This window comes from Novosphingobium sp. PASSN1 (genome assembly GCF_002278815.1).
The window spans coordinates 1-13,077 of sequence record NZ_NKIS01000029.1 but is presented as its reverse complement, the minus strand read 5'-3'; the positions used below and the strand labels follow the sequence as shown (position 1 = coordinate 13,077).

At 63.0% G+C, this 13,077-nt stretch carries 12 protein-coding genes and 1 pseudogene; 9 read left to right on the top strand and 4 right to left on the bottom strand.

The window, feature by feature from the left end; all coding sequences use genetic code 11:
* The 4 genes and pseudogenes from CFE35_RS22285 to CFE35_RS22270 all read right to left on the bottom strand — a co-directional run.
* Positions 1 to 545: pseudogene (locus tag CFE35_RS22285) on the bottom strand (formate dehydrogenase); the annotation flags it as partial.
* A complete protein-coding gene (locus CFE35_RS22280; protein ID WP_292932633.1) occupies positions 542 to 964 on the bottom strand; it encodes an NAD(P)H-dependent oxidoreductase subunit E in 423 nt (140 codons plus the stop codon). The pseudogene CFE35_RS22285 and the gene CFE35_RS22280, both read right to left, overlap by 4 nt.
* 70 nt (positions 965 to 1,034) lie before the next feature.
* Positions 1,035 to 1,940, bottom strand: coding sequence for a LysR family transcriptional regulator (locus CFE35_RS22275; protein ID WP_292932635.1), 906 nt, complete (start codon positions 1,938 to 1,940; stop codon positions 1,035 to 1,037).
* Positions 1,941 to 1,992: 52 nt separating this feature from the next.
* The gene (locus CFE35_RS22270) at positions 1,993 to 3,024 is read right to left on the bottom strand and encodes an NAD-dependent epimerase (protein ID WP_292932637.1); all 1,032 of its coding nucleotides are present in this window, start codon (positions 3,022 to 3,024) and stop codon (positions 1,993 to 1,995) included.
* A gap of 369 nt (positions 3,025 to 3,393) precedes the next feature.
* On the opposite strand from CFE35_RS22270, the gene CFE35_RS22265 reads away from it, so the two are divergent.
* From CFE35_RS22265 to wecC, 9 genes are read left to right on the top strand one after another with little or no spacing between them, the layout of a single operon-like run.
* Entirely contained in the window at positions 3,394 to 4,410 is a 1,017-nt protein-coding gene (locus CFE35_RS22265) for a KpsF/GutQ family sugar-phosphate isomerase (RefSeq protein WP_292932639.1), read from the top strand.
* Positions 4,411 to 4,415: 5 nt separating this feature from the next.
* Positions 4,416 to 5,279 (top strand): 3-deoxy-manno-octulosonate cytidylyltransferase, encoded by an 864-nt coding sequence (locus CFE35_RS22260; protein ID WP_292932844.1) that lies wholly within the window; start codon positions 4,416 to 4,418, stop codon positions 5,277 to 5,279.
* On the top strand, positions 5,276 to 6,151 hold the full coding sequence (kdsA, locus tag CFE35_RS22255) for a 3-deoxy-8-phosphooctulonate synthase (RefSeq protein WP_292932641.1): 876 nt from the start codon (positions 5,276 to 5,278) through the stop codon (positions 6,149 to 6,151). The genes CFE35_RS22260 and kdsA overlap by 4 nt, the downstream gene beginning before the upstream one ends.
* On the top strand, positions 6,148 to 6,990 hold the full coding sequence (locus CFE35_RS22250) for an ABC transporter permease (RefSeq protein WP_292932643.1): 843 nt from the start codon (positions 6,148 to 6,150) through the stop codon (positions 6,988 to 6,990). The genes kdsA and CFE35_RS22250 overlap by 4 nt, the downstream gene beginning before the upstream one ends.
* Before the next feature lie 56 nt (positions 6,991 to 7,046).
* Positions 7,047 to 7,652 carry an ABC transporter ATP-binding protein gene (locus CFE35_RS22245; protein ID WP_292932645.1) on the top strand — a complete coding sequence of 202 codons (606 nt, stop codon included), beginning with the start codon at positions 7,047 to 7,049 and terminating at the stop codon, positions 7,650 to 7,652.
* Complete coding sequence (locus tag CFE35_RS22240; RefSeq protein WP_292932647.1) at positions 7,649 to 8,809, top strand: hypothetical protein; 1,161 nt, start codon at positions 7,649 to 7,651, stop codon at positions 8,807 to 8,809. The genes CFE35_RS22245 and CFE35_RS22240 overlap by 4 nt, the downstream gene beginning before the upstream one ends.
* 11 nt (positions 8,810 to 8,820) lie before the next feature.
* The gene (locus tag CFE35_RS22235) at positions 8,821 to 10,632 is read left to right on the top strand and encodes a polysaccharide biosynthesis/export family protein (RefSeq protein ID WP_292932649.1); all 1,812 of its coding nucleotides are present in this window, start codon (positions 8,821 to 8,823) and stop codon (positions 10,630 to 10,632) included.
* Positions 10,629 to 11,759 carry a UDP-N-acetylglucosamine 2-epimerase (non-hydrolyzing) gene (gene wecB / locus CFE35_RS22230; RefSeq protein WP_366557159.1) on the top strand — a complete coding sequence of 377 codons (1,131 nt, stop codon included), beginning with the start codon at positions 10,629 to 10,631 and terminating at the stop codon, positions 11,757 to 11,759. Before CFE35_RS22235 ends, wecB begins: the two co-directional genes overlap by 4 nt.
* Positions 11,750 to 13,057, top strand: a complete 1,308-nt coding sequence (gene wecC / locus CFE35_RS22225; RefSeq protein ID WP_292932651.1) for a UDP-N-acetyl-D-mannosamine dehydrogenase — start codon at positions 11,750 to 11,752, stop codon at positions 13,055 to 13,057. Before wecB ends, wecC begins: the two co-directional genes overlap by 10 nt.
* Positions 13,058 to 13,077 lie beyond the last annotated feature (20 nt).

The window sequence follows — 13,077 nt, the reverse complement described above, 5'->3', positions numbered from 1 at the left end:
GGATCGCCTTCCATCACCATCCGGTCCGCGAAAGTTGCACTGTCACCTTCGTCCGCATTGCAGACGATGTACTTCACCGGGCCAGCGGCCTTGGCGACGGTGGTCCACTTGATCCCTGCCGGAAAGCCAGCGCCGCCGCGACCGCGCAGGCCGGACTGGGTGACATCGGCGATGGTGGCTTCGGGGCCGAGATTGCGGGCACGCTTGAGGCCCGCCCAACCGCCGGTTGCGGCGTAGTCTTCAAGGCTCAGCGGCCGCGTCCTGCCTGCGCGCGCAAACGTGAAGCGCCGCTGGCGGGCAATAAAGGGATGCTCGGCGATTGTGCCGATGGCTTTGGCGCTGGTTCCGACAAGGACGCTGGCGACATCTTCGGGCGTGAGCGGGCCAAAGCCCTGCCCGTCAATTTCGGCCAAGGGTTCGAGCCAGTGCATGCCCCAACTGGACACGCGCTCCACCGTGCAGCCTGCCGCCTTGAAGGCGGCGGCAACGGCATCGGCACCGCAGGCCAGCGCGGCGGCGTCATCGGAGATGCGAACGGTTGTCATGCCAGGCTCTCCACCAGCGCGCCAAGCCGGGCGGCATCGAGCCGCCCGTGGACTTCATGCCCCACCATTGCAGCCGGGCCGACGCTGCACAGGCCGAGGCAGTAGACCGTCTCGACTGCAACGCGCGGATTGTCCGGCAGCGCCGCAACCAGCGCTTCGACGCCGCGCGCCTGGCAGCTTTCGGCGCGGCATAGCTTGAGCACCGGGCGGCCTTCAGGCTCTTCGCGGAAATCGTGGTAGAAGCTGACAACGCCGTGCACTTCCGCCCGCGTCAGGTTCAGCGCCTGCGCGATGCGACGCACCGCGCTTTCCGAAACGTGGCCGAATGCGGCCTGCACATCATGCAGGATCGGCAGCAGCGCGCCTTCGCGGCTGGCGTGGGCGGCAAGGATGCCATCGAGCTCGTCTTGGTCTGTCATAGTGAAATGCCTTGGGAATTGCGGCGCGAAGGTCAAATCGAAATGCCTGATGGTTGATAGATAATCTCTATTACAGGGACGGCGGCAATCCAGCCGGTTCCAGCGCCCGTGCCGCCGCCAGCGCAGCGCGCGCCATCGGGCCAAGCGGATCGCGGTTGACCACGACAAGCCCGACGCGGCGCGCCTCTTCCGGCGCATCGAACGGCAGAAAGCGCGCCCATTCCACGCCCGCCATCATCCGCGCATAACCATCGGGCACGATGGTCGCGAAGCCCCCGGCCTCGACCATGGCGAACAGCGCGAAGTGGCTGTCTGCCGTGGCGCGCGGGGTGACGGCAAGGCCGCGCGCGGCAAGGCGTTCGTCAAGGATGCGGCGGTATTGCATGCCCTGGTGGAGCAGGCAGAGATCTTGTGCGCAGGCCTCTGCCCACGTGACGGCGGTATGCTGGTCGAACCCGCCGCCACGCGCGGCGAGGAACATGTAGCGTTCGGCATAGAGCGGCACCGAAAGCACGTTGGCGGGCGGTTCGTGATCGAGATAGGTCAGCCCGGCATCGACTTCGAAGGCATGCAGCCCATGTTCGATCGCGCGGGACGTGGCGGAGCGCACCGAAAGCGTGAGTTCGGGGTTCTGCGCCAGCAGCGCTTCCCCCAGCAGGCCTACCAGCGGTAACGCTGCGGGGATCGCGGCGAGGCCGAATTCGCCCCGGAGCGGCGCGGCAGTGGCCGCCACGGCGCTGGCCATGCCGCTCACCGCGCCGAGGATCTGCTCGGCCCATGGCAGCATCGCCTGCCCGTGCGGGGTGAGGCCGATGAAGCGCCGGTCCCGCTCTACCAGTCGGCGGCCGAACTCGGCCTCCAGCGTGGTGAGCCCGGCCGAAAGCGTGGGCTGGGAAATGCCGCAGGCCGCTGCCGCTTTGGCAAAGTGTCCCTCGCGCGCGAGCATAACGAAATAGCGCAAATGGCGAAGCTGCATCGATGGGCCGTCCCGGTTGAAAGGAATAGCCTATCAGACTTGGCGCGAACCGTCAGTCCGAGTTCTGCGCCATGTACTCCTGATACCACTTCACGAACGCGCCAACCCCTTCGCGCACGGTGGTCCGCGGCTTGTAGCCGAGGTTGCGTTCGAGATCGGACACGTCCGCGAACGTATCGGGCACGTCACCGGGCTGGAGCGGCAGCAGGTTCTGCTCGGCCTTGCGCCCGATCGCTTCTTCCAGTGCGGCGATATATTCGGTCAGCTTCACCGGGTTGTTGTTGCCGATGTTGTAGATCCGGTAGGGCGCGTTGCTCGATGCCGGATCGGGGCGCATCGCGTCCCACGCCGGATCGGGCTGCGCCGGATTGTCGCAGGCGCGGATCACGCCTTCGACGATATCGGCCACATACGTGAAATCGCGCGTGTGGTTGCCGTGGTTGAAGACGTTGATCGGCTTGCCTTCGAGGATGTTCTTGGCAAACAGGAACAGCGCCATATCGGGGCGGCCCCACGGGCCATAGACGGTGAAGAAGCGCAGCCCCGTGGTCGGCAATCGGTAGAGATGGCTGTAGCTGTGCGCCATCAGCTCGTTCGCCTTCTTCGTCGCGGCATAGAACTGCAGCGGGTGATCCACGCCGACATGTTCGCTGAACGGCATCGCCTGATTGGCGCCGTAGACGCTGCTGGTCGAGGCATAGACCAGATGCTCGACCCCGCCATGGCGGCAGGCTTCGAGGATATTGGTAAAGCCGACGATGTTGCTTTCGACGTAAGCGTGCGGGTTCTCGATCGAATAGCGCACCCCGGCCTGCGCCGCGAGGTTGATCACCCGGCGAATGTCGTTCTCGCCGAAGGTGCGCTCCACCGCCGCGCGGTCCGCCAGATTGGCCCGGACGAATACGTAGCGCGCGTTAGTGCGGCGCGCGGTTTCCTCCAGAATGCGGAGCCGGGCCTCCTTGATCGAAGGGTCGTAGTAGTCGTTGACGACATCGATCCCGACCACATCATCGCCGCGCTCAAGCAGCGCCTTGGCCGTGTGAAACCCGATGAAACCTGCGTTTCCAGTTACGAGAATCGCCAAGGCGGTGGCCTCCCTGTTTGCTGGTGATGGGGCGGCCTGCATGACCGCGGGAGCCGACCGATAGACGAACCGGTTAAGGACAGCGATCAAAAAACAATGCGCAGCAGATAGATACGTAACGATTGCTGAACAGTAACCAAAGGGCCGCACGACCAGTCGTTTCGTCCCGGATGGCCATCATTCTGTCGCTTCAAGCTTGACCGGGCCCGCTTACGCCCAAACCGCTTTGGCAGGGGGCCAACGACGAACACGAATACCTGCGAGAATGGCTGCTCCAGACATGATGGATGCGGCCATGTTGCCTTTTGGTCACACTCGCTCTCCTAGGCTGCTTGCCTAGGTATAAATCTGAGCTTAGGGATTTTCGTAATGTCTGCCACCCACACCCTTGAGACGCTTGACCAAATCGACGTCTCGCCACCGTCAACGATCGACCTGATCAGCCGTGGTAGAAGGGTCATCAACACGGAAGCGGCTGCATTGAGCAGCCTCGCCCAGAATCTCGACAGCGCCTTTGCCGATGCCGTGCAGGCCATCATGGCATCGAAAATGCGCGTGGTAGTGACCGGTATGGGCAAATCCGGCCATGTGGCGCGCAAGATTGCGGCTACTTTCGCGGCAACGGGCACGCCGGCCATCTTTGTCCATCCGGCAGAAGCCGCGCACGGCGATCTTGGCATGATCGTGCCAGGCGACGTGCTGCTGGTGCTGTCGAACTCCGGCAATACCGCTGAGCTGCGCCCGATCATGAGCTACGCACGGACGCTCGAATGCAAGATCATCAGCATCGCGGCGCGGGCAAAGTCGCCGGTGATGCGGGGGGCGGATATCGGCCTCTTGCTGCCCGAAGCACCTGAGGCCTGCACGGTCAACATTGCACCCACGACATCGACCACAATGATGCTCGCACTGGGCGATGCGTTGGCTGTTACGGTGATGGGCGTGCGCGGCGTTTCGCGCGAGAGCATCGAGACGTTGCATCCGGGTGGGTCGATCGGCCGGCAGATCGCCACGGTCGCGGACCTGATGCGCTCTGGTGATGCCATGCCGCTGGTCCCGGCCGAAGCGCCCATGCGCGAAGTGCTGGTGACGATGACGGCCCGCAGCCTTGGCATCGCGGGCGTGACCGATGAGGCCGGCCGCCTTGTGGGGGTCATCACCGATGGCGACCTGCGCCGCCACATCGACATCCTCATGACATCCAGCGCGCGCGACGTGATGTCGGTTCGCCCGCGGACAATCTTCGCCCACGCCCGCGCCCACGAAGCCCTGACCATGCTTTCGGCAAGCCGCATCACGGCCCTGTTCGTGGTGGAGGACGAGCGCCCCGATCACCCGGTCGGCATTGTCCACATTCATGATTTCACCACGCCCGGAGCGGCGTGATCCGCATGCCATCACAAGCGGTGATCATCATCCCGGCACGGTTCGCCTCGAGCCGCTTTCCTGGCAAGCCGCTGGCCCCTTTGCGCGGCGATGACGGGACGACGCGCCCGCTGATCGAATGGAGCTGGCGCGCGGCAAAGGCTGCGGCGGGGCCCGCCGGGGGCACCGTTGCCGACGGGTCAGTCAGCATCGTGCGCATCGTCATCGCCACTGACGACGAGCGGATTGCCGAGACGGCGCGCGGCTTTGGCGCAGAAGTGGTCATGACGCCGGAAACCTGCCGCAACGGCACCGAGCGATGCGCTGCGGCCCTTGATGGGTTGGGCGAGAGCCCTGACATCGTCATCAACTTGCAGGGCGATGCGCCGCTCACCCCGGCAGACCTTATCGAGGCGACACTGACACGCATGGTTGCCGATCCCGATCTGCCGGTCTGCACGCCAGCCGTTCCGTGCAGCCCGGCCATGCTGTCGGGATTGCTGCAGGACCAGGCGGAAGGACGGGTCGGCGGGACCACGGCTGTCTTCAACGAACGGCACGATGCGCTTTATTTTTCGAAGCGAGTCCTGCCCTATGTTCCGCAGGACCGCATCGCCGGCCACCTCGTCCATCTTCACCTGGGGCTCTATGCCTATCGGCCTGCGGCACTTGCTGCGTACATGGCGCACCCGCCCTGCATGCTCGAAGAGATCGAAGGGCTCGAGCAACTCCGCTTCCTCGACGCGGGCATACGCGTAGGTATGGCCGTCTGTCCGGTGCCGGCGTGGGATGTCATCGAACTGAACAATCCTTCCGACACGGCCGCAATCGAAGCGGCTCTCAGGCAACGCGCCGCACAGTTCAGGAAGCAAGGCGGGCAGCCATCATGAAACTTCTCGGCCGCGAAATCGGCATCGACCAGCCGCTGTTCCTGATCGCTGGACCGTGCGTGATCGAGTCTGAAGCGCTGTGCCTCACCGTGGCCGAGGAATTGCGCCGACTGGCCGAGCGGACCGGCATTCTGGTGGTGTTCAAGGCAAGCTTCGACAAAGCCAACCGCAGCTCCGCCCGCAGCTACCGCGGGCTCGGAATGGATGAAGGCTTGCGGGTTCTGGACAAGGTCAGGGCGGCGACCGGCCTGCCGGTGATCACCGATGTCCACGAGGCGGCGCATGTACCTGCGGTTTCCGAAGTGGTCGACATGTTGCAGACGCCGGCGTTCCTCGCGCGGCAGACCGACCTGATCATGGCGGCAGCAGCCAGCGGCCGACCGGTGAACATCAAAAAGGCGCAATTCATGGCGCCGCTCGACATGGTTCAGGTGATCGACAAGGCGCGCACCGCTGCTCTGGCAGCAGGGGTGGATGCCGATTCCCTTCTGGTCTGCGAACGCGGCACCATGTTCGGCTATGGGAACCTGGTGGTCGATATGCGTTCGCTCGTGCAGATGCGGGAGACCAGGTGCCCCGTGGTGTTCGATGCGACTCATTCGGTGCAGTTGCCGGGGGTGAACGGGACGAGTTCAGGTGGCCAGCGCGAGTTCGTCGAGCCACTTGCCCGCGCAGCCATAGCGGTAGGCGTTGCCGGGATATTCATGGAAACCCACCCGGATCCGGCGAGTGCGCTGTCTGATGGGCCGAACGCGATTGCGCTGGCTGACCTGCCTGCCCTGATCGATCGGCTGCTGGCCCTGCGCGGCGACAGCACACGCGGGCTCTCCGGAAGCGCGCCGAACCCCATCCCGGAACACGGCGCCGAATGAACATCACCACCACGACAGAAGGCGTTGCGGGCCCTGACGGTGGCGGCGAATTGCCCCGCGTCCGCCGAAGCAGCCTGGCGATCACGCTGGGCGTGTGGCGCGCGCTGGTCCTGCGTGAAGCCGAAACGCGCCTTTTTGCCAGCCGCACCTCATGGTTGTGGGTCTTTGCCGAACCCGTATTTCATGTCGGCTATCTGATGTTTCTCTATTCGTCGATCAGCGTGCACAAGGTTGGCCAGATGGATACGATCATCTGGTTGGTGATCGGCCTGCAATGCTTCTTCCTGTTCCGCGATGTCGGCAATTCGGTTTCGAGCGCGCCGAGTTCCAACCGCGCCTTGTTCGCCTATCGGCAGGTCAAACCTGTAGACACGATCATTTCGCGCGCATTGCTTGAAGGCTTTGTATGGATCGTCGTGCTGCTGGCGCTGATCGTCACCTCCGAACTGCTCGGCCACGAATTCGAGCCTGAAGAACCACTGCAATTGCTCTTTGCCTTTGTCGGCCTGTGGCTGACCGGGGTCGGCTTTGGCATGGTGATTGCCGGTCTGGCAGCCATAGCCGATGAAGTGCGCTTGCTGATCAAGCTGGCGATGCGGCCACTCTACTTTACCTCGGGCGTGGTTTTTCCGCTTTCTTCGCTGCCGCCCGATTGGCGCGAGGTGCTGATGTTGAACCCGGTTGCCAACGCCATCGAAGCGGCGCGCCATGCAGTCTCGCGGTTCTACAATCAGGCGCCGGAAACCGATCTGACCTACGTGTTCGAAGCGGGCGGCGCCATATTTGCGCTCGGACTGGTATTGGTTGTACTGCTTAGCGACAAGATTGCCGAGCAATGATAACTGTCCGCAACCTCTACAAGCGGTATCGAACCGCACACGGCGCTGGGCCTTGGGTGCTGAACGACATCAGCTTCACGATCCCGACGGGCCTGAGTGTCGGCGTCGTGGGAAAAAACGGGGCTGGAAAGTCGACGTTGCTTCGCCTGCTCGCGGGGGTCGACAGGCCAACGAAAGGCAGTGTTGAACGCGAGGGGCGGATTTCCTGGCCGCTCGGCTTTGGCGGCGGGCTTCAGGGGGTTCTGACCGGCCGCCAGAATGCAAAGTTCGTCTGCCGCATCCACGGCCATGAGGAGGACATCCCCGAGCGGCTGGAGCGGATCGAGGCTTTCGCCGGGCTGGGCCGGGCGTTTGATGAGCCGATCCGGACCTACTCGACCGGCATGGCCGCGCGCCTGCGGTTTGCCATGTCCGTGGCCTTCGATTTCGATGTCTATATCTCCGATGAGATCACCGCTACGGGCGACGCTTCCTTCCGCAAGAAGGCCGGAGACGCTTTCGCCGAACAGGCCAAACGTGCCAGCCTGATCATGGTTTCGCACCAGGAGAAAGTACTTCTCGATTACTGCTCCGCCGGGATCTGGATCAGGAACGGCCGGTGCTTCTGGTACGACACGATCGATGAAGCCGTGAAACGATACAGGAAATACATGTCGGCATGATCAATCTGCCATCCCCAACTGTCCTCGGGAACAGGATCGCAAGCCGATTCAAGCTTTCCTCCGACCGCACCGCGATCCGCAATCTCGTGATCGGGATTGCGGCGGCGGTGAGCCTTGCCTCGGCTGCGTACTGGATGCTGCTTGCATCAAACCGTTATGTCTCCGAAGCCCATATCATGGTGCAGCGGACGGACGTCTCGGGCCCGTCCATCGGCACCCTGAGCGGCCTTCTGGGCGGGATCACGAGTTCGGGAGATCGAACCGACCAGATGGTTCTGCGCGACTACCTGACTTCGCAGGACATGCTGCTCAAGCTTGACGCGGAACTCCATTTGCGCGCGCACTTCAGCGATTGGCACCACGATCCGCTTTCACGCCTCTGGTCTCGCGACGTACCGATCGAGCGGTTCCATGATTATTTCGTCAGCCGGGTGCGGATCGACTTCAACGAATATACCGGCTCACTCAACATCCAGGCTCAGGCCTTCGATCCTGAAACGGCACGGGCGATCGTGCGGGTGATGTGCCGCGAGGGCGAGCGCTTCATGAACGACAACGTCCACCAGCTGGCGAATGCGCAGGTCGCGTTCCTTGAAGGTGCCACGAAGCGCGCCGCTGATCGCAACGCGGAAGCACGGGCTGCGGTGATTGCCTTCCAGAACCGCGAAGGCATTGCCTCACCCGACGATGCCGTGCGTCAGGTATCGACCATCATCAACCAGCTCGAAGCTCGGCGCTCGGCACTGCAGGCACAGCAGGCAACACTCGAATCCTATCTGGTGCCCAATCATCCCGACGTGGTTTCCGTGCGCGAGCAGATCAACGGGATCGAGCAGCAGATCCGCAGGGAAAAAGACAAAGTGACATCGGGTTCCAGCGCATCACTCAATCGCACTGCGGATCGCTTTCAGCGTCTGCAGCAGCAGGCTTCCTTCACCGAGAGCTTGTACCAGAACACACTCGGTGCACTCGAAAAGGGCCGGATCGACGCGATGCGCACGATCAAGAAGGTCAGCATACTGCAGCAGCCGACCTTGCCGGAGCGAGCGGACCAGCCCAAGCGGCTTCATAATTCGATCGTCACAGCCATCATCGCGTTCGTGCTGGCAGGGGTGGTTCTGCTGTCCATCGCGATCATTCGCGATCACATCGATTGAGGAAGCGGACCGTGCCCACAAAGATCCTTCACCGCGTGTTGCGCTGGGTTTTGCCGGTGCTGGCGCTGGCTGGCCAAGCCGCCCAAGCGCAAAACAATCCGCTATCGGCCGATACCATGTCGCAGATCCTGCAGCAGGTCGACCCGTCGACCCTCGCAAGCGTCGCGGCCTCGGCCGGCGTATCGGTCCCGACTACGAGCAACGGCCTCCCTGCCTCGCTACCCGCGATCGGCAGTGCAAGCACCGCGCCGCCTGCAGGATCGAGCACAGACCCCTCCATCGCCCGGGTGACACCCCAGGGGCCGCCTCAGTTCGACTACAGGGCGAACCTCACGAGTCCGGTTTTCGGGATGAACCTGTTCACAGGCACGTTTGCTCGTGGCAGCAGCAGCCGGTTCAACCCCGATTACATCGTCGGGACCGGTGACAGGATCAATGTCCGACTGTGGGGCGCCTATACTGCCAACCTTTCGCTGACAGTCGATCCGGGCGGCAATATCTTCCTCCCCAGCGTGGGCGCGGTGAACATCCGCGGGGTGCGCAACGCCAATCTTCAGTCCGCAGTCGAAGGCGCGGTCGCGCGGTCATTCCGCCGCAACGTCTACGTCTACGCCAGCTTGGCCGAAGCCGAACCGGTAAGGGTATTCGTGACCGGTTTCGTGCAGCGCCCGGGCCTTTATGAAGGCACGTCGATGGCCTCGTTGCTGCACTATCTCGATCAGGCAGGGGGGATCGATCCGACGCGGGGTTCCTTCATCCAGATTCAGGTCAAGCGGGGCGAGCAGGTCCGAGCCCGGGTCAACCTCTACGAATTCATGTTTCGCGGGGTGATGCCGCTGGTCAACCTGGCGGACGGTGACGTGATCTTCGTTGGGCCTCGCCAGAATACCGTGTCTGTTGCGGGCCTTGCAGAGAACGCGAAGATTTTCGAATTCCCCAGCGACATCAAACTCAGCTCAGCCGATCTTGCGCTGATGGCCCGCCCGCTTGCCGCCGCGACCAACATGCGTGTCACCCGAAACACCGGGGTCGTGCGCAATACGGAATACTATGCGCTCAGCGATGCTGCCTCGGTCACTCTCGGCAACGGCGATGAAGTGGAATTCACCGCCGACAAGAAGCCGGGAACGATTACCGTGCGGGTGGAAGGCGAACATGACAGCGTTCAGGAATATGTGATGCCGTACGGCTCGCGCCTTGGCGAGCTGCTCCAGCGCGTTCAGTTTTCCAGCCGCTCGGTCCCGGAGAACATCCAGCTTTTCCGCACCAGTGTGCAGCGGAGGCAAAAGGAGATGCTCGAGGTGTCGCTCAAGGCGCTGGAATCCGCCGCTCTCAACGCCCGTTCGGGCACGAGTGAAGAAGCACGGCTCCGCGCCCAGGAATCAGAAATGATTCTTCAGTGGGTCGATCGCGCCCGCAAGGTCACACCGGTTGGCCAAGTGGTGCTCGGCAACGGGCCGGAACGGGACGGCCTCCAGCTCGAGAATGGCGACCGCCTGCGCGTCCCGGGCAAGGATGGACTGGTCCTCATCAGTGGCGACGTGCTGTTCCCGAATGCCGTCACCTGGGAAAGCAGCACCTCGGTTGGCGGCTACATCGCGAGCGCCGGTGGCTACTCGCAAAAGAGCAGTGCGCGGCGCATCGTGATTGCCCACCAGAACGGCAGCTTCGATTCTGCCGAGGACAACAGCCGCGGGGTCCGACCCGGCGACGAGATCCTTGTCCTGCCGAAGATCGACACAAAGTCGCGTCAGCTCTTCAAGGACCTGACCCAGATTCTCTATCAGATCGCCGTGAGCGCGAGAGTGGTGCTGGCACTATGACAATCAAGGTACTGACAGTATTCGGCACGCGGCCGGAAGCGATCAAGATGGCCCCGCTGGTCAAGCGACTTGCGGCGGCCGACGGCTTCGACGCGCGGGTCTGCGTGACGGCCCAGCACCGCGAGATGCTCGATCAGGTCTTGCGCCTGTTCGAGATAACACCGGATTACGACCTCAACATCATGAAGCCGGGTCAGTCGCTATCGGGCATCACCAGCGAGATTCTTACTCGGATCGAGCAGCCGCTGGGCGAGTTCAATCCGGACATCGTCCTGGTCCATGGCGATACCTCGACCACGCTCGCCACGTCGCTCGCCGCGTACTATCAGCGCATCCCGGTCGGCCATGTCGAGGCAGGCCTGCGCACCGGAGACATCTACTCGCCGTGGCCCGAAGAGGCCAACCGCAAGCTGACGGGCGGCCTTGCCCGGCTGCACTTCGCACCCACCGCGCAATCGCGGGCGAATCTGCTGGCCGAGAACGTTTCGGCGGACAGCATTCACGTGACCGGCAACACGGTGATCGATGCGCTGCTGCTGGTGAAGGCGCGGATCGAACAGGACACGGCGCTGGCAGACGAGCTTGCCGCCCAATTCTCGGATATCCTGCGTCCGGACGCGAAGCTGATCCTTATCACAGGCCACCGCCGCGAAAACTTCGGTGATGGATTCGAACGCATCTGCGCCGCGATCGCGGAACTTGCCCAGCGCTACCCCGAATGCGATTTCGTCTATCCGGTCCATCTCAACCCGAACGTCCGAGGGCCGGTGCATCGCATTCTGGCGGACGTCACCAACGTCCGGCTGATCGAGCCGCTCGATTACTTGCCGTTTGTCTATCTCATGATCCGCAGCCACATCATTCTCACCGATTCGGGCGGCATTCAGGAAGAGGCGCCTTCGCTGGGCAAGCCAGTACTGGTGATGCGCGCAACGACCGAGCGCCCCGAAGCAGTCGATGCCGGGACAGTGAAACTTGTTGGCACCAGATCCGAAGATATTGTCCTTGGCGTAGCAACTCTTTTGGACAACGAGGCCGTATACGCGGCAATGAGCGCTGCTCATAACCCCTACGGCGATGGCCGTGCCTGCGAAACGATCCAACAGGTGCTTGAACAATGGAAATGATTCAAAGAGATATTGATGCTGTTGCGGCATCGGGCCGCGCAGCAGATCGCGGATTCAAGCGCATTTCGGTAATCGGGCTGGGCTATATCGGTCTGCCCACGGCAGCTGTGTTCGCCGCCCGCGGGGTCGAAGTCATCGGTGTCGACGTCAATGCCTATGCGGTCGAGACGATCAACAGTGGCCGAATCCACATCGTCGAGCCGGATCTCGATATGGTGGTGCATGCTGCAACGCAGGAAGGCAGGCTGCGGGCCACACTGACGCCGGAACCGGCCGAGGCGTTCCTCATTGCGGTGCCGACACCGTTCAAGGGCGATCACGAGCCTGACCTGCGCCATATCGAGGCCGCAGCAAAGGCCATCGCGCCGGTGTTGGCGCCGGGCAACATCGTGGTGCTGGAATCCACCTCACCCGTCGGAGCGACCGAACAGTTGGCCTCTTGGCTGGCCGACGCGCGCCCAGACCTGACCTTCCCGCAGCAAGCGGGCGAGGAATCGGACATCCGCGTAGCCTATTGCCCCGAGCGCGTGCTGCCCGGCCATGTGCTGCGCGAACTGGTGGATAATGACCGCGTCATTGGCGGCATGACGGCGCGGTGCTCTGCAGTTGCCAAACGGCTCTACAAGACCTTCGTGCAGGGCGAATGCGTCATCACCAACGCGCGCACCGCCGAAATGTGCAAGCTGACGGAAAATGCCTTCCGTGACGTGAACATTGCATTCGCCAACGAGATGTCGCTGATCTGCGACAAGCTCGACATCAACGTGTGGGAACTGATCGGCCTTGCCAATCGCCACCCGCGCGTGAACATCCTGCGCCCGGGCCCCGGCGTGGGCGGCCACTGCATCGCAGTCGATCCCTGGTTCATCGTCAATCGCACCCCCGAACAGGCCAGGCTCGTGCACACCGCACGGCTGGTGAATGACGGCAAGCCCGGTTGGGTGATTGCAAAAGTCGTCGAGGCGATCACGGCGATCCATGCGCAGCACCAGCGCACACCCCGCGTGGCCATCCTCGGCCTGGCGTTCAAGCCGAACATCGACGATTTGCGCGAAAGCCCGGCGATGGAGATTGCCAAGCAGCTCGGCCAGCGCAGCGATGCCGAGGTCTGCTTTGTGGAGCCCAACATCACGGGCCTTCCCGCCTCGGCTCCGCCGGCCCGGCTGGTATCGCTGGAAGAGGCCTTGCCTTGGGCAGACATCGTCGTCGTGCTGGTGGGTCACGACGAATTTGTTGGCATGACGACGGCAAGCAACCAGATCGTCATCGATGCCGTTGGCTTGATCCAGGGGGCTTGAGGGCGTCATGAGTGAGGGGG